Origin of the sequence: Metabacillus sp. 22489 (assembly GCF_052044855.1) — a bacterium.
GTDB classification, from domain to species: Bacteria; Bacillota; Bacilli; order Bacillales; family Bacillaceae; genus Metabacillus; species Metabacillus niabensis.
This window is the reverse complement of record NZ_JBQENT010000042.1, coordinates 1-15,142: the sequence shown is the minus strand read 5'-3', so window position 1 is coordinate 15,142 and position 15,142 is coordinate 1. Positions and strand designations below refer to the sequence as shown.

General features: G+C 34.2%; 18 protein-coding genes and 1 pseudogene. 13 read left to right on the top strand and 6 right to left on the bottom strand.

The window, feature by feature from the left end; genetic code table 11:
• Window positions 1-124: 124 nt before the first annotated feature.
• From ACTJJ9_RS20235 to ACTJJ9_RS20215, 5 genes and pseudogenes are all read right to left on the bottom strand, one after another.
• Window positions 125-340 (bottom strand): annotated as a pseudogene (locus ACTJJ9_RS20235) (IS3 family transposase); the annotation flags it as partial.
• Between the two features lie 171 nt (window positions 341-511).
• Window positions 512-1,078 (bottom strand): CBO0543 family protein, encoded by a 567-nt coding sequence (locus ACTJJ9_RS20230; protein WP_095301887.1) that lies wholly within the window; start codon window positions 1,076-1,078, stop codon window positions 512-514.
• 491 nt (window positions 1,079-1,569) lie between these two features.
• Complete coding sequence (locus ACTJJ9_RS20225; RefSeq protein ID WP_145584916.1) at window positions 1,570-2,610, bottom strand: DUF4030 domain-containing protein; 1,041 nt, start codon at window positions 2,608-2,610, stop codon at window positions 1,570-1,572.
• Complete coding sequence (locus ACTJJ9_RS20220; RefSeq protein ID WP_145584914.1) at window positions 2,597-3,112, bottom strand: RNA polymerase sigma factor; 516 nt, start codon at window positions 3,110-3,112, stop codon at window positions 2,597-2,599. The genes ACTJJ9_RS20225 and ACTJJ9_RS20220 overlap by 14 nt, the downstream gene beginning before the upstream one ends.
• A 506-nt stretch (window positions 3,113-3,618) precedes the next feature.
• Window positions 3,619-4,749: a CAP domain-containing protein gene (locus tag ACTJJ9_RS20215; RefSeq protein ID WP_095301884.1), complete on the bottom strand. Its 1,131-nt coding sequence runs from the start codon at window positions 4,747-4,749 to the stop codon at window positions 3,619-3,621.
• Between the two features lie 328 nt (window positions 4,750-5,077).
• Between ACTJJ9_RS20215 and ACTJJ9_RS20210 the strand changes: the two genes are divergently transcribed.
• From ACTJJ9_RS20210 to ACTJJ9_RS20170, 9 genes are all read left to right on the top strand, one after another.
• Window positions 5,078-5,842, top strand: coding sequence for a VOC family protein (locus ACTJJ9_RS20210; protein WP_412964586.1), 765 nt, complete (start codon window positions 5,078-5,080; stop codon window positions 5,840-5,842).
• 258 nt (window positions 5,843-6,100) lie between these two features.
• Entirely contained in the window at window positions 6,101-6,652 is a 552-nt protein-coding gene (locus tag ACTJJ9_RS20205) for a sigma-70 family RNA polymerase sigma factor (protein WP_095301883.1), read from the top strand.
• A complete protein-coding gene (locus ACTJJ9_RS20200; RefSeq protein ID WP_145584912.1) occupies window positions 6,637-7,047 on the top strand; it encodes a PadR family transcriptional regulator in 411 nt (136 codons plus the stop codon). The genes ACTJJ9_RS20205 and ACTJJ9_RS20200 overlap by 16 nt, the downstream gene beginning before the upstream one ends.
• Before the next feature lie 5 nt (window positions 7,048-7,052).
• Window positions 7,053-8,312: an FtsW/RodA/SpoVE family cell cycle protein gene (locus tag ACTJJ9_RS20195; protein WP_145584910.1), complete on the top strand. Its 1,260-nt coding sequence runs from the start codon at window positions 7,053-7,055 to the stop codon at window positions 8,310-8,312.
• A 223-nt stretch (window positions 8,313-8,535) separates the two neighbouring features.
• Window positions 8,536-8,673 (top strand): hypothetical protein, encoded by a 138-nt coding sequence (locus tag ACTJJ9_RS20190; protein ID WP_186324324.1) that lies wholly within the window; start codon window positions 8,536-8,538, stop codon window positions 8,671-8,673.
• A 54-nt stretch (window positions 8,674-8,727) separates the two neighbouring features.
• Window positions 8,728-9,285, top strand: coding sequence for a hypothetical protein (locus ACTJJ9_RS20185; RefSeq protein WP_255452020.1), 558 nt, complete (start codon window positions 8,728-8,730; stop codon window positions 9,283-9,285).
• Window positions 9,286-9,319: 34 nt separating this feature from the next.
• Window positions 9,320-9,568: a hypothetical protein gene (locus ACTJJ9_RS20180; RefSeq protein ID WP_145584908.1), complete on the top strand. Its 249-nt coding sequence runs from the start codon at window positions 9,320-9,322 to the stop codon at window positions 9,566-9,568.
• 100 nt (window positions 9,569-9,668) lie between these two features.
• Window positions 9,669-10,052 carry a YkvA family protein gene (locus tag ACTJJ9_RS20175; RefSeq protein ID WP_095301878.1) on the top strand — a complete coding sequence of 128 codons (384 nt, stop codon included), beginning with the start codon at window positions 9,669-9,671 and terminating at the stop codon, window positions 10,050-10,052.
• 84 nt (window positions 10,053-10,136) lie between these two features.
• A complete protein-coding gene (locus tag ACTJJ9_RS20170; protein ID WP_145584906.1) occupies window positions 10,137-10,562 on the top strand; it encodes a MaoC family dehydratase in 426 nt (141 codons plus the stop codon).
• Between the two features lie 534 nt (window positions 10,563-11,096).
• On the opposite strand, the gene ACTJJ9_RS20165 is transcribed toward ACTJJ9_RS20170, so the two are convergent.
• Window positions 11,097-11,654 carry a CBO0543 family protein gene (locus ACTJJ9_RS20165; protein WP_145584904.1) on the bottom strand — a complete coding sequence of 186 codons (558 nt, stop codon included), beginning with the start codon at window positions 11,652-11,654 and terminating at the stop codon, window positions 11,097-11,099.
• A gap of 240 nt (window positions 11,655-11,894) precedes the next feature.
• On the opposite strand from ACTJJ9_RS20165, the gene ACTJJ9_RS20160 reads away from it, so the two are divergent.
• The 4 genes from ACTJJ9_RS20160 (at window position 11,895) to ACTJJ9_RS20145 (ending at window position 14,999) form a co-directional block, all read left to right on the top strand.
• Window positions 11,895-12,371 (top strand): GNAT family N-acetyltransferase, encoded by a 477-nt coding sequence (locus tag ACTJJ9_RS20160; RefSeq protein WP_145584902.1) that lies wholly within the window; start codon window positions 11,895-11,897, stop codon window positions 12,369-12,371.
• A 426-nt stretch (window positions 12,372-12,797) separates the two neighbouring features.
• Window positions 12,798-13,370, top strand: a complete 573-nt coding sequence (locus tag ACTJJ9_RS20155; RefSeq protein WP_145584900.1) for a DeoR family transcriptional regulator — start codon at window positions 12,798-12,800, stop codon at window positions 13,368-13,370.
• A 12-nt stretch (window positions 13,371-13,382) separates the two neighbouring features.
• Window positions 13,383-14,771, top strand: a complete 1,389-nt coding sequence (locus ACTJJ9_RS20150) for a PepSY-associated TM helix domain-containing protein (protein WP_440768844.1) — start codon at window positions 13,383-13,385, stop codon at window positions 14,769-14,771.
• Between the two features lie 27 nt (window positions 14,772-14,798).
• Window positions 14,799-14,999, top strand: a complete 201-nt coding sequence (locus ACTJJ9_RS20145; protein WP_440768843.1) for a hypothetical protein — start codon at window positions 14,799-14,801, stop codon at window positions 14,997-14,999.
• Window positions 15,000-15,142 lie beyond the last annotated feature (143 nt).

Below are 15,142 nucleotides of genomic sequence, written 5' to 3'. Positions count from 1 at the left end.
TTGTATTGTAATTAGCATATAACAAAGCAAAACTCGCTATAGTCTGAATTGAACCAAAAAAGAGTTAGACATATATATTTACTTTATGACCTGATACGGTATTCTACTACTGGTCTCAGGTCATTTAATTTTTTCTTTTATAATTGATGTAGTAATAAATATAATCGTACAATCCCTGTATAAAATGCTCAATACCCACAAATTCTCTGAGATAAAGGAATTCTGTCTTAAGGATGCCAAAGAGGTTCTCGATAACGGCATTATCGAGACAGTTCCCCTTTCTGGACATGCTTTGTATAATATTCCTGTCTTTAAGAGTTTTCTGGTACTTAGCCATCTGATCTTAGTGTGGATCATCTTAGCCTCTGGATTTAAAAACTCTAGTGCTAGTTCAAGCATGTCTCCTGCTAGATCAAAAGAGGGCGAAACGTAACAGTTTATGAGACGACACCTCACTATTAGAGAGAGATTGAGTTTCTGACCGAAAAGAATAAGAATAACTTCCCATGCTTTAAGAGCCATTTCGTAATTTTTTAAAACTATCCATGTTACTAAACCAATAGGCTACAAAGTAAATGACTAAAAAAATAAAAAAGTCATAAATTGTGGACCATCCTTTTGGATTATAAAAATCAATCAATGCAAAAAAATTCATCCCTCCGAAAGCTGCAATTGCAGCAAAAATTAACCCTTTTAAAAGTGGCCTATTTCTTGGTTTAATTTGAAGAACTAACATAACTGAAACAGGAGCTAAAGATAAATGATAGGGGAGAAATAATACAGGAGATATTGGTAAGAATTTCATCGGGTAAGACCACAACCCATAGGATAAGGCAATAAGGTCAATGATTAGTGATAAAATGATGGTTGCAAAGCCTCCCATTAGAAGCCGACCTGTACTTTCCTTATCTCTTAAAAGAAACCAAACTATCCAAGGAATAATAAACAGTCCGAGCCCAAACCACCATTGCCATGTAAACATAAAGTCATTAACGACTGCTTCGGACATCAATTTATTCGCTTTAATTAGTTGTTCGTAGCCAATTTCAGTTTGTTTTATTCCTTCTTTAAAATCCATTCTTCAAATCAACTCCCTTACATCTTAAATATATTTAATTTTTTTAATCCATCTCTTTATCCCTGTATTTGTTTGACTTTATTGTATCTTTTGCGAATTATTTTCTTTTTATGTATATGACAAACTTGGAAACAGGCAAACCTTCTAACCTTCCAGACTGGCTCTTCAATCTTTGAATCGTTTCTCTATGTCATTTAGGTATTTTCCAAACTTAAAAAAATACTAATAAAATTACAACAAGGAACTGGGACTGCAAGCATTCAATAAATGGTTTCAGAAAAAAAGTGAAAAAGCAAAGAATAGTGTTATTATTCTTTTTCAACCCAAAAGTTATTTTCTTGTTACACTAAACGGCCACTTAGTTGAACTAGAATAAGCGATACTTCTTAATTGAAGTATCGCACCCTATAGTTAAAGTAAACTGCATCACAATCTCTATTTTCATAACAACACCAAACGCTTCCAATCAATAGGAGTGTTTGGTTTTAAATTCAATTTTGTATTGTTAGAAAGGTTTCTCCATTCTTTAACAAGAACTGAATTGTATATTTATCATTTTGTATCTGTTCTTTTGTTTCCTGTAAAGATAAATATTCCTGTATCTTCACTTCAATGTAACTTCTAATTTCTTCAGATGGCTGTTTCTCAAAATCCGTTTTAATATCAACATAAGTATGCCCTTTCTTTACAATATAAGATAATCCTGTCAGTTGATAGGTAGATTTCCCTTCCATTGAATCATAGATATCAGTTGCTATAGTCCCCCAGCGTTCATCTTGTCTGCGATGTTCAAGGTTAAAAGTATTTACTTCAATATCCTTTATTGGTAAATTTTGTGCCTCTATTTCTTTTTTGATATCCGAAATGATGTCAGTTGATTCTTGAATATGGTCTGGCATATCAAGTATAAGAATATTTGTAGACTTAAGTCCTGCTAATTCATAATCAGCTTCTTCAGCATATCCATATGATGTAAATACATTCTTTACAATCTCACGTGCATTATCAAAAAGACGGTTTATTTCTTCATCTGAATGTGTTTCAGGTATTTCAGGTGCTTCTGAAACCTTTAATTTAAATTCGTCGTAGCCATTATCATATAATAAATTTCTTACTTTCGGTTCGAGGTCATCTTTAGCTTGTTTCAATGTTGAGTCCTTCAAAATGAGAGAAATTTCAATTGTATATGGAGACAATGTTGTCCCTACAGAATTAACCGTATATCCTTCCTTTTCTACTAATTCAAAAAGTTGTTCGTTTATATCGGGATTATCTTGACCATTTGAATAACTAGAATTGATTGAAATTGGTAAGATTTTTTCTACTATCTTTGCCATTGTTTTCGAATAGAACGGTGATGTGATGATAAGCAGCATACATATAGCGGCAGTAATCCATCTATATGGTTTGAAATTTCTTTTTTTCCTTTTATCAACGTTTTGTAAAATTCTACTTCTAAGTTGAGCTTTCGATTTTTCTGTTATTTTAAGTTCTTCCTCTAAGCCCCTAAATTGTTCATCAGAAAAGTTCATTCGTAACCCCTCCTTTTATTAATTGATTCTTCAATTCAACTAACGCCCTTTTTAGCGTCATTTTCACTTTACTTTCTGACCAATTTAGGATGAGGGCTGTTTCTGTTGTTGAAAATTCTTTTAGCTTCCGTAATATAATTACTTGCCGATAAGAGGGTTTTAATTGTTGAATTGACTTATATAATTGCTCGTTTTGAACATTCATTGTTACAATTTGTTCTGGGATGGGCTTGTCGTCTGCCTCTCTCATTGTTAAACCTAAATAATGTCTTAATGGGTGTTTTTTCCGAAAATAGTCTTTTGTCACATTATGTGCAATGGAATATAACCACGTTTTCACTGATGATTTTCGTTTAAATTGGTGTTGATTTCTAAATGCCTTTATGAAAGTTTCCTGTGTTAAATCCTCTGCTTGTTGATAGTCTCGCACCATTAAAAGTATAAAGGTAAGAATCGCTTGACCATATTTATCAAACCATTCCGTTAATTCCTCCTGTTCCAAATCTCTTCCCCCTTTTTTACACACTTAGACGCGAATTAAAATAAGTTCGTCACGTTTTTAATAATTATAGATTAAAAAATATACAGTATCCTAAACAAAAAGCGATTCACAATCTGTGAATCGCTTTGATGGATTTCAACTATTAAAAAATAATGTTAAATGTTATGTTGTAATTCACTAAAGCTCGAAGAAATATTTTTTGTGCAGTTTATTATAAATGCATCCGAAAACGAAATCCTTTAGATTTCATTCAAGACTTTTAATTGCGTGAGGTGGGTTTGTATTTCGATGGAAGTTAAATGAAGGTGGTTGTAAAATTAAGAGACTTTATAACCACCATTTTGGTTTATATAATAACTAGTTTATTTAATTGTTTAAGCAAGCTTCTCTTAAAAAGATACTATTTCTAAGGTACATTAAAAACTTCAAAAAACCAACTAACAGCCAGTTAATAGCGATTAGTTGGGTAATCGTTCAAATTCTATTTTACACAGCGTAACAACAAATCACTTCGTTAAAAAGTTTTCTGTATAATACGGACGAGCCTCTGAACTAAACGCGACACCGACTCCAAGCCGTTCAAAATCTTTTTGCAGTATATTTTCGCGATGACCAAGTGAATTCATTAAGCCTTCATGGGCAAAGATGCTGCTAGTTTGCCCTGTGGCAAGGTTTTCGCCAGCCATTCGATACGTAATATTGTCTTCAGTCATCCGATCAAACGGAGATTTTCCATCTAAATTGGTATGGCTAAAGTAGTTGTTATCTGCCATATCCTGACTATGGTCACGAGCGGTTTCTCGTACAGATTCATCCCAGCTAAGTACGGAAAGGCCATGTGTCACTCTTGCAGCATTAGTCAAATCAAACAATTGGTATTCAAAGCCTTCCTTTAACTTTTCACTTGGAACAGGATAGAAATTTTCTCGTTGGTTTTCAAGCTCCTCACTAATAATTTGTATCGCTGTCACAGTATGATTCTCATGCTTATCATAAAAGATGGTTACATAATTTTGATCGATCAGGAATGTATCATATTCTTCATTGTTTTGAATTTGATAAGATACGAATCCTTTCTGAATGCTTGTAAGTGGTTCATTTGTTTTCGCTAGAACCGCGTCTCTTGGGCTTTCGAAGGAAATTCCCAGTTTCGTTGATACTAAATCCTGGTTTGTATATAAGCCGGCTACCTTATTTTCATCATCATAAGCGACCATGAAGAAATTCTGGTAATTTTCATGATATGCATCCCAATCTACCCCATATTCATTTAGGGATGATCGTTTTGCTGTTCCTACTTTCTGTTCAACTTCTGAACGTGTATCACCAATTTCTACATTATGAACAGAAAAGGACTGTTCGGTCGGAGCTTCTAGCTTAGGAGGATCGACAACTTGTTGTTGTTCCTCTTCCTTTTCCGGTGAAGCTTGCATCAGTTCCTGAAACATCAGCTGAATTCCATTACTCACTTTATTTACAGCAGAGATTACTTCAGGATTTTCCTTTATCTCTGTAATATCAGTACGTATCTCATTAACGACTCCTTGAATCCCATCTTGTTGAAAGGGTCCCCCATAAAAATACCAAAAACCACCCGCAACCAAAAGCAATGCAACAATATTTTGTACTTTCGGCAATCATGACACTCCTGTCTTATATTTTAATTCATTACGAATTTAGAGAATATGTTATTCGAAACTAAAAGTAGTTCAATTCAATAACACCTTTATAAACTTCGACGTAATTAATGCTTATTATAACGTCTATTTATGAAAATTTGATGAAAAGACTTCAAATGTTAGCCCTGCACTTTCGTTAATACTATCCAAAAAACAAGTAGATCTACAACTATTTCGCATTTCTCTCTATAAAAAATTCTTGAAACAAAGGTTGGCATAATTAAGAGAGGACTATTGCTTTTATTGCCTTTTTTTGTGGGATTTATTATATTTAGGTGTTGTGAGTTTGGAATTGGAAAAAATTTCAGGTTATGAATTGGTTTTAGAAAGGTGGAGATTTACCTTGAAGGAGTCAGGAAATTCTAATGAGTTTGATACGATAATTCATGCAATTGACCAATTAATTGAAGAAGATGCAAAGGCCTTTTTAAAAATAATATACGCTAGATTTAATCTATTTGAAAAAGGTAATGGAGCTTATACGAGTGAACGACTAATTGATGATGTACTAGCTACATTTAAAAAGATACCTAAAGTAAATGAGATAAGAGAAAAAAGGAATCTGAAAAACGAAAAGAATGACATCATAAAAGGTTTATATGAGGCTCATTTGCCTGTGAGCAATCTTACAAGTTCAATAGAATTTTATAAAAAATTAGGGCTAGAAATAGCTTATAAGAGTGATAAGCTAGCCTTTTTCTGGATTGAAAAAGGAGAAAGCTGGTTAGGACTTTGGGAAACTGATAAAGTGAAAACACCTTATCATGCCTCTTTAAGGCATATTGCGTTTAAGGTTGAGTTTGAGGACATAAAAAAAGCAAAGCAATGGCTAGAGCAGAGAGGCATTTTAGTACGAACCGCCTTTGGGTTTACACCTGAGAATCAACCACTTGTTTTACCGAACAATCCTCAAGCACATGCTGCTATTTACTTTGATGATCCCGATGGAAATTCAATCGAACTAATCACACCGTTAAGATTAGACTTTGACGAAGATTTTAGCATGATGACATTAGAGGAATGGATTAAAAAGAAGAATGAACTAGAGTGAAAGTTTATGTCATTAATTTCGTAAAGAAATATAAGGTTAAAGCTTGGTTTTATTTATTTTTACTATAAAGTAATAGAGCAAAAGAGCGTTATAACAAATTTGTTCGCAAAATGCTTTAGAGGAAGGCTTTTTATTTACACTATACAATCTAATAAGTGTTAAATCAGAGCATGGCGCTGTCCAGGCTCTTTTACTTTAAAGAAAGCAAAAACCTTTATTGCTCTCTAATCGTCTAATGTATGAAAGGAGCAGATTGCCTTGGAAGAGAGTATAACTCAGGACATTATCATAAATGACAGAGAAAAAGTATTAGATCAATTAATGGACAAATACGGTAATTCAATATTGCACCTAGCCTATTCCTACGTTGGTAACCGAGAGATTGCCGAAGACCTTACTCAAGAGATCTTTGTGAAATGTTATCAAAAATTAGATCAGTATCAAAAAAGGTCTTCTTTAAAATCGTGGCTATGGAGAATCGCTATAAACCATTGCAAGGACTATCTAAAAAGCTGGCATTATAAACATATCATTATTTCTGATGAACAAGCAAAACGTACATCAAGTGGAGAAAGAGTGGTTGAACATGAAGTTATTCAAAAATATGAGGATGAACAATTAGTTCATACAGTAATGGGTTTACCAGATACATATAGGGAAGTTTTGTATTTATACTATTTTGAGGAACTAACAATTAAGGAAATATCCAATTTAATAAATGTGAATCAAAATACGATTAAAACAAGGCTTAAGAAAGCAAAGGAAATTTTAAAAGATCGCTTGGAGGGAAAAGCATGGAAGAGCGTTTAAAGCAGCTAAAAAATGCAATGCGAAGTACAGTATTGAAGGATTTAAATTTTACCGAAGAACAAAAAAAAACGATTAGACAGCAAATAAGACAGCTACCTGAAGCTACTGAAGATGAGCTCCTTTTAGCCGTATTTCAGCTATTAAAGCAAAAGCGATCAGGTTTTGAGTTGAGTAGACTAATCCGTGCAAGGGGGATTGGAAAATTCGAAAATGATGAGGGCTTTCTATATATGTATTTGCATAAATTTGAGCATAAGGGTTACTTGAATACATACTGGGAAGAACCTGATGTTAAGTATTATCGGCTTAATAACAAAGGGATGCAATTACTGAAAAAGCTTGAAATTAAAAGCGATGGCAAAGCCTATTTTTTAAAAGAGATATTGGAGAGGTAAAGAAGATGAGTCATTTTAAGGAGCGTTTTTTAGCGGAAGTATTGCAAAACATAAAATCAAAAGAAGCGAAGGAGGTCGTATACAAGGAGTTAAACTATCATGTGAAAATGTCCAAGGCAGAATTAGTGGCAAAGGGAGAGAGTGAAACTGATGCTGAAGAAAAAGCTATCAAGAAAATGGGGAGTCCTACAGATCTAGGAATTCACTTTAATAAGCTATATCGTCCTATTTTTGATTGGAAACTTTTTGGACTTTTTATCATCATTATTTTAATGGGTTTGCTCCCACATGTAAATGTAGATCATTACTCGATAAATCTACTGTCTAAACAATTGATCTTTATTGTATTAGGGATTATCACAACTATTATCGTTATGTTTATTGATTATAGAAAAATAAAAAGCATAGGCTGGCTTTTTTTAATAGTGGCGTTTGGATTATTGCTTGTTCTTAACTATTTACCAAATGTAATAGTTAATGGAGTTGGGTATTTTAGCCTTGTTGTCATTATGATTAGTGGGAGTTCACTTTTGCCGCTGTTTTTAGTATTTTGGGCTTTCTATTTATCTAAGGAGAAGCCTAAGCTGCTCGTAGTATTAGGTGTTTACCTACCCTCTGTATTTTTGTTTTTGCGCTTACCAAGTTTTACGGATGCATTTATTTACTCAGTCATGGTACTAGCTTTATTGTTTTGTAGTTCAATTAGTAAGAAGGCAATTTATTCAACCATTGTCGCTTTTTTAGGTCCAATTTTGATCGGTGCATATTTCTATTTGTTTGCCGGTGGATATCATAAGCAAAGATTACTCGGATTTTTAAATCCTTATGATGACACCAAAGGCTCGGGTTATATGTATATCATGTTAAAGGATTTACTATCAAAGGGTGGTTTGTTTGGAAATCAAGAGCAACACGGTTTTACGGCTGACATGACAACAGATTTCGCTTTTGCTAATATTACGTATTTTTATGGGTGGATTTTAGCAGGGTTCCTCTTGGCTCTAATTGCGTTATTATTATTTAGATTAATCGTTGTTTCAACGGAAATAAAAGACCCATTCGGTAAACAACTGATACTAGGAATATGCTCATTACTCTCCGTCCAATTTGTGTACAACGTTGGAATGATTCTTGGTTTTTTACCGATTATATCGATGTCACTCCCTTTTATTAGCTATGGATTAAACGCAACTCTCTTAAATTCTCTTCTTATAGGAATTGTATTAAGTGTGTATCGGAGAAAGCATTTAGTTGTTAATTTATAACAATGTTTTGACATTATGTCCAGAACGGTATTCAAAAGCGAATGCCGTTTTTTGTGTTTCTTTTTGAATTTACCAATCAGATAAATTTATTCTATATGGTATAATAAGGAAAAAGGTATGTTTTTGCTAAGATGATAAACAATGATTTTCGATTTATTGCATAAACGCTATCCATCATTTAAAAGGTCAATTAAGCGGCTATTAAGGGAATGGGGGAATAGGTGTGAGGAAAGGGAAAGAAAATCGTGAGAAAAGCAAAATTGATACTGATGATGCCTGGAATCGAACCTTTTATGGAACCCCGACAATAGGTGGATTTCTTGTTGTCATCATTGTTGTTCTTTATCTGTTATTTAATTAATGACATTCAACTAGTATGGCGTTAATCTATCTTGATTGACGCTATTTTCATAGAGTGATTGTAAAAACTTATAAAAGGAAACAAGGTTTATATACGGATAGGTTAGGAGGGATTCGTTTCTATTTATATCATGCAGTCATCGAGCAAAATAGCGATATTCACATAAGTCCACAAAATGCTCTAGATAGCGGCTTGAGCATTCGTACTGCAACGTGGAGGTACACAAATGGTGGCGATTTATTTCCTGAAATCACTGAGCTTTTGAGACCAGCAACCTCTCCAAAATGGCTTGATTTTAAAATCGCATTTGGTGCTGAGCTCGTCCCATCAGCAAAACCTTATTTTAGATTTCCACTATTTAGTGACAAAATTTTCGTATTCAATCAGGAGCTATCGGATGATTTATTTGCTTATGTTGAGGATGAATATATGAAAGCAGAGACTGGTGGTGGCTACTTTACTAAGGGACTACCTTCAAAGGAGGAGCTAGTAAAACAATATTGGGAAAGCATGATGACTGTTGATGGCTACTTGAAGGAAAAGCCATATAAGGAACCTGAAATATTAATTTTTGAACAAGTCCCAAAGACATTACTTGAGTATATAAAATAGATGACACCGGACATAAGGAAGAGGAGTATGTTAGATGATGAGATTATCATTTCCATTATATTTCTGTGCAATGTATCTGTTTCAGGTCGTAGGTTACTTTTCTCTTTTTGATAGTTTAGGATTCTGGCAATATATAATTGCCCCAATACCGCTTATCCTTTTATTCTGGTTATTTGAAGGATCAAAGCTTACCGAGAAGGAAGTTGGAAAAGGAACAGGCGTTTTAATCATAGCCTCTGCGCTTATCGTTGGCTTAATTATAGATACGATTACTTTCGTGTAATTTGCTTATTTAGCTAGTTATTTCTACAATAATAAGAGATGGATTTTTTGAAAAATATCAGTTTTTAGAAATGTACTCTTGATGCTAATAGGGGTTAAATATGATAAACAAAATAAAGGCTTGGGCGAAAAGCTTAAAGCGGCAGATTTTTATTCTTTACTTTGCTTGTAAGGATGAAAGAATGCCTTTGTATGCAAAAGTCTATACTGCTTGTGTCGTCGCATATGCGTTCAGTCCGATTGACCTCATACCGGATTTTATCCCGATCCTTGGGTATTTAGATGATGTTATTCTCATTCCGCTTGCGATATTGCTTGCACTAAAAATGATTCCGAAGAATGTATTATGGGACAGTGAAGCTTTGGCTGAACAAAGGATGAAGGAGGGTAAGCCGAAAAACTGGATAGTTGGCTCAATAATTATCATGATTTGGCTTGCTTTTGCAGTATGGGGTGGAATGAAACTGTATTTATTTTTTAGCTAATACATCTGTTTAAGCAAGAGGGTTTGCTTATTCGATAGATTGAGATAAGCTAAAGCACTACAATGAAAAAGTGAAGGTGTTATGATGAAGCTAGAAGAGTTTGCAATTGGTCAGGAGTTTAAAACAAAATCAATCCAATTAACAAAAGAAACTATTATGGAGTTTGCGAGAGAATTTGATCCGCAATATATGCATGTAGATGAGGAAAAGGCAAAGCAGGGAAGATTTAATGGAATCATTGCATCAGGTATCCATACTTTAGCGATTTCTTTTAAGCTTTGGATCGAAGAAGGTAAGCATGGTGAAGATATTATTGCTGGCACGGAAATGAATCAGATAAAATTTCTAAAACCAGTGTTTCCAGGGAATGAATTATATACGATCGTAAAGGTTCTTGATAAGAAAGTAAATCGAAGTCTAACAGGAATTCTTACTGTATTGTTATCCACATACAATGAAAAAGATGAAAAAGTTTTTGAAGGTGAACTGTCAGTATTAATTAGGAGATAAAGGTGCTGGTGCTTTCTCGAAATTACTGTACATAGTTGGAAAAAAGTTTCTTAATAAAGGTTTCCTGCTTTTCCGAAAAATAGTTCTGAAATGACAGTTGATTTGACTATTAATTGGCTTATAAGTAAAGAAAACTCGCTATAGTTGAACTGCACCCCAATTGTTAATTGTGTCTAACAATTGGGGTGCAGTTCATAGTATTAGCGAGTTTTCTTTATTAGAATACTGGATTTTTATTCAACAAATGAACCCGTTCTTGTAGGTACATATCTTCACAAACTCAAAATTGTATGTCCCTATTAAGAACAAAATGATACATACAGATACCTGTAATTTAATTTACATATGATTAGGATGAATTCAATTCAATTAAATGTCTGATATAGCTACTTTAAGATAAAAAAGCTCTCTATCTAACCCATATTACAATAGATTTTTTGGGTTGGTTAAACAAATTTAAACCAATATTCTTAAACTTTCCTTTAAAATAGCGTTCCATATTGTAGGAAAGATAACTAATATACTTCAGAGAATTTAAAAAAGAGGTTTTGTAGCATGACTATGGACCAATTTATGACTTATTAAATAAATAACTAGAAAGAAAGGGAAGGACCAAATGGAATTCCAACCTCGGTATTCGTAATATCCTAGCCAAAAAAATAAGGGTTCAGCTAGGAATGCTGTCATAGCCGCAAAAATTAAACCTTTAATAATTGGACGAACCTTTGGCTTAAACTGTAGAAAAAACATAATCGTAACTGGCATAAGTGAAAAATCCCATGGAAAATAATCTGGCATAATTGGAACCAGTTTATTATAGTATTTCCATAAGCCCAAGGTTACCCCGATGTAGTCTAACCATGAAGATACTAGCATTGCCCAAAGCCCACCTAATAGTAGACGAGTTTGGCTATCCTTATTTCTAAATATAAACCATACTATCCACGGAACGACCGTTAAAAATAAACTTGTAAACCAGCCAAAAGAAAACACAATATGATCCGCCCATATTTGACTCAACTTTGTATGGGTATCGTCCAGTGTTTTGTATTTTTGGTCAATTAAGTTTTGTATATCTGAAGGAACTATCATTACAACAACCTCCTTTCCCTTATTATGTCCAACTTTTAATTACATACTTGTCATATTTGGATAACCACCCAATATATACAGTTAGTAAATAGGTACTGAAATCTATGTTTAGACTTACGGAAAATTCTGCATATGGTATTTGAAACATCCTTTCTAGCATTACTTATATAAGAAATGTCCTCTAAAATGTTATAATATTCAAAATATATATGAAGAATTACAGCTTGGAGGATTGAGAGGATGAACACAAAACTATGGTTAGCAACTGAGGAAGAGATTCCGATTGTTCATAGAATTATGCTAGAGGCGTTTGAGGAGTATCGGTTTCTAGATGTTCCTTCAAGTGCATTAAATGAACCGATAGAGATGCTCCAAATTTCACTTAATAGCGGTATTGAACAGGCGTTACTGTGCGCGGTAGATGGAGTGCCACTTGGTTCTACAAGATTTACAAAAACTGAGGATTCCTTATATTTTTCTAGAGTATCTGTAACACCTATTGCAAGAGGAAAGGGAATCGCTAAGGCAATGCTATTGTGGCTTGAAACATATGCTAAAGAAAATAGGATGATGAAGCTGGAATGTCGAGTTCGAGCATCATTGCCTAAAAATATTCGTTTATATGAATCTTTAGGTTATAGAGTTACAAAAGAGGAGGCAGTAACAAACCCGAATGGATATTTAGTTAAAACCGTTGTAATGGAGAAGCAGCTTTAAAAAAGTTTTTAGTTAGGCTATATTGAGACTTCTGTAAAGAAGCGTTTCAAAGTGAGAGCCTACCTCGAAAGGCGAATGTTACAATAGGAATTAATTCAATTTGTAACATAAAGTATATCATCTAAAGGTATTGATTACAAATCAGCAAAGGACTTTATTGATGAGCAATGTAATGATACATTTAGCTGATTACTGGAAAATGCTATTGGAAGAAAAATAGTATAGACGATCGGCAGTATACTAAGTTCATCTAATTTATCAAAATCACCCTTTTGAAGCGATTGCTTTAAAAGGGTGATTTTGTTTACACATAAAAACCATCCGGTTGTTAAAGTTCAACATTTTTTCACACATTCTATCATGTGTAAGTCTATTTTTATTTTATACTTAATAGCAGGAGAATTTAACGAGGAGTGAAGGGGTAAAATGTTACCAATTGAAAGACAACAACAAATTTTAACATGGCTGGAAAACGAGGGAACTTTGCGAGTTTCAGAAATTAGTAAAAGACTAGAAGTATCGGAAATGACTGTTTATCGGGATATTAAACCTTTAATTGCCCAGGAAAAGATTTTAAAAACGTCAAATGGTATTACCCTTGTTACACAGACAGATCTTTCTTCAAATCGATGCTCTTACTGCTATAAAGATGCACGGTCAAGATTTTCCGTCCAATTGATAAAAAAGGATCAGCGAATAGAGCAAGCGTGTTGTCCACATTGTGCTCTTCTACGATATAAGGCTATCGAAAATGATGTCTCACAGATGATTTGTCATGATTTTTTAAAGGATACAACAATAAGTGCGAAAACAGCCATCTTTCTTTTGGATGCAGATCTTCATTTGAATTGCTGCAAGCCACAGGTCATTGTTTTTGAATCAATGAAGCAGGCAAAACAGTTCCAAATGGGATTCGGTGGGAGAATCTATCATTTTGCCGAAGCTATACAAGTGCTTATGGAAGATATGCAAAGTGAAACTTGCTGTCATAAAAAGTAAGGAGGGAAAAGCATGGAGTCTATGAAAGTTGATGCAGCTAGTCATAATCAAGAGAAAATGAATAAAAATCATGCAAAAGCCTCCCTATACAAAGTGGTGTGGAGATGGCATTTTTATGCTGGAATTATTTTTGCTCCATTTCTTATGATTCTAGCAATTACTGGTTCTATCTATTTATTTAAGCCGCAGATTGAACAAGTCCTATATCAAGATTATTACGAAGTTACCCCACAAGGAGATCGAATAACGGCTGCAGAGCAAATTGAAGAAGTAAAAAGGCTATACCCTGATGCAGTTGTAACAACATATCGTCCTGGTGAAAATGCTGAACGTTCAAGTGAAGTAGGAATCATTTCCAATAACGAGTCATTGACAGTCTTTATGAATCCATATACAGGGAAGTCTCTTGGAGAATTAAATAATGAAGATCGCATCATGGATAAGATTGAAGAATTCCATGGCGAGTTAATGGCAGGGACGATAGGTGATCGAATTGTTGAATTAGCTGCCTGCTGGGCGATTGTCCTTATAGTTACCGGTCTTTTTTTATGGTTTCCAAGGAAGCGAAAGGATTTATCAGGTGTTCTGTACCCAAGATTAAAGAAAGGGAAAAAGATTTTTAGAAGAGACCTTCATGCTGTACCTGCATTTTGGATAACAGCAGGAATGCTATTTCTGATTATGACAGGATTACCTTGGTCTGGTCTTTGGGGGAATCAATTCCAAACAATTGTCACCAATTCTGGAGCAGGATATCCACCATCTGTTTGGATTGGTGATGCACCTGAATCAATCGTAAAAACAAAGGATATAGCTGATGTTCCTTGGGCTGCTGAAAACTTGGAAGTGCCTAAATCAGACATTCAAGGCTTTGTGCCAATTTCAATTGATGACGTTGTTGATATCGCTGACCAAGAGGGGATGCATCCAAGCTATACGGTGATTTTCCCAAGTGAAAAAGAAGGTGTCTTTACTTTATCTGCTTTTCCTCCAAAAGCACAAGATGAGGCGACTATCCATATTGACCAATATTCTGGTGCCGTTCTCGCTGATTATCGATATGACAACTACGGTTTAATAGGAAAAATCGTTGCTTGGGGAATCACGCTACATAAAGGCACTCAATTCGGTTTCATTAACCAAATCATTAGCCTGCTTATTTGTTTAGGGATTATTCTTGTTGCAGTTAGTGGATTTTATCTCTGGTGGAAACGAAAGCCAAAAAAAGGATTAGGTGCACCAAAAGCTATAAGTGCAAAGAAAATGAAGCTCTTCCTCATATTGATGATCATTCTCGGAATCGTGTTTCCTTTAGTTGGTTTATCACTTCTCGTTGTTTTTGCGATAGACTGGCTAATCATTAAAAGAATCCCTAAAGTTAGGAATTTTCTAAATGGATAATTTCATATGGAAAAGGTGGCTTTCGCAGTGAATAAAAAAAGATGTATTCTGCTAATCGTTATCATAAGTACTTTGTTTTTAAGTGCTTGCTCCCTTAAACAGGATGTTGAAAAGCTATATAAAGAAACGTCTAAGTATACTAACCTTTCAAAAGAGGAAAGAAAAGAAATTGTTAGAAAGATGAATGATAGACGATTGGGAATAGATAATAAGGGTAATGAAGGATAATATAATTTACTCCCTAATAAATAAAGGGAGTGTAATATTAACTGTGTAAGTAAGGAATGCGTACGGTTCCTTACTCACACAGTTTTTTATTTGATAGAATAATAAGTATAAAGCTAAAGGAGTGGTTTCAGTGGGGAAATTGA

Bases quoted from the DNA above. Each gene is read 5' to 3' on its own strand.
- ACTJJ9_RS20230 (WP_095301887.1), bottom strand. From the start codon at position 1,078: ATGGATTTTAAAGAAGGAATAAAACAAACTGAAATTGGCTACGAACAA.
- ACTJJ9_RS20225 (WP_145584916.1), bottom strand. From the start codon at position 2,610: ATGAACTTTTCTGATGAACAATTTAGGGGCTTAGAGGAAGAACTTAAA.
- ACTJJ9_RS20200 (WP_145584912.1), top strand. From the start codon at position 6,637: ATGGAAGAGCGTTTAAAGCAGCTAAAAAATGCAATGCGAAGTACAGTA.
- ACTJJ9_RS20195 (WP_145584910.1), top strand. From the start codon at position 7,053: ATGAGTCATTTTAAGGAGCGTTTTTTAGCGGAAGTATTGCAAAACATA.
- ACTJJ9_RS20180 (WP_145584908.1), top strand. From the start codon at position 9,320: ATGATGAGATTATCATTTCCATTATATTTCTGTGCAATGTATCTGTTT.
- ACTJJ9_RS20175 (WP_095301878.1), top strand. From the start codon at position 9,669: ATGATAAACAAAATAAAGGCTTGGGCGAAAAGCTTAAAGCGGCAGATT.
- ACTJJ9_RS20170 (WP_145584906.1), top strand. From the start codon at position 10,137: ATGAAGCTAGAAGAGTTTGCAATTGGTCAGGAGTTTAAAACAAAATCA.
- ACTJJ9_RS20165 (WP_145584904.1), bottom strand. From the start codon at position 11,654: ATGATAGTTCCTTCAGATATACAAAACTTAATTGACCAAAAATACAAA.
- ACTJJ9_RS20160 (WP_145584902.1), top strand. From the start codon at position 11,895: ATGAACACAAAACTATGGTTAGCAACTGAGGAAGAGATTCCGATTGTT.
- ACTJJ9_RS20155 (WP_145584900.1), top strand. From the start codon at position 12,798: ATGTTACCAATTGAAAGACAACAACAAATTTTAACATGGCTGGAAAAC.
- ACTJJ9_RS20150 (WP_440768844.1), top strand. From the start codon at position 13,383: ATGGAGTCTATGAAAGTTGATGCAGCTAGTCATAATCAAGAGAAAATG.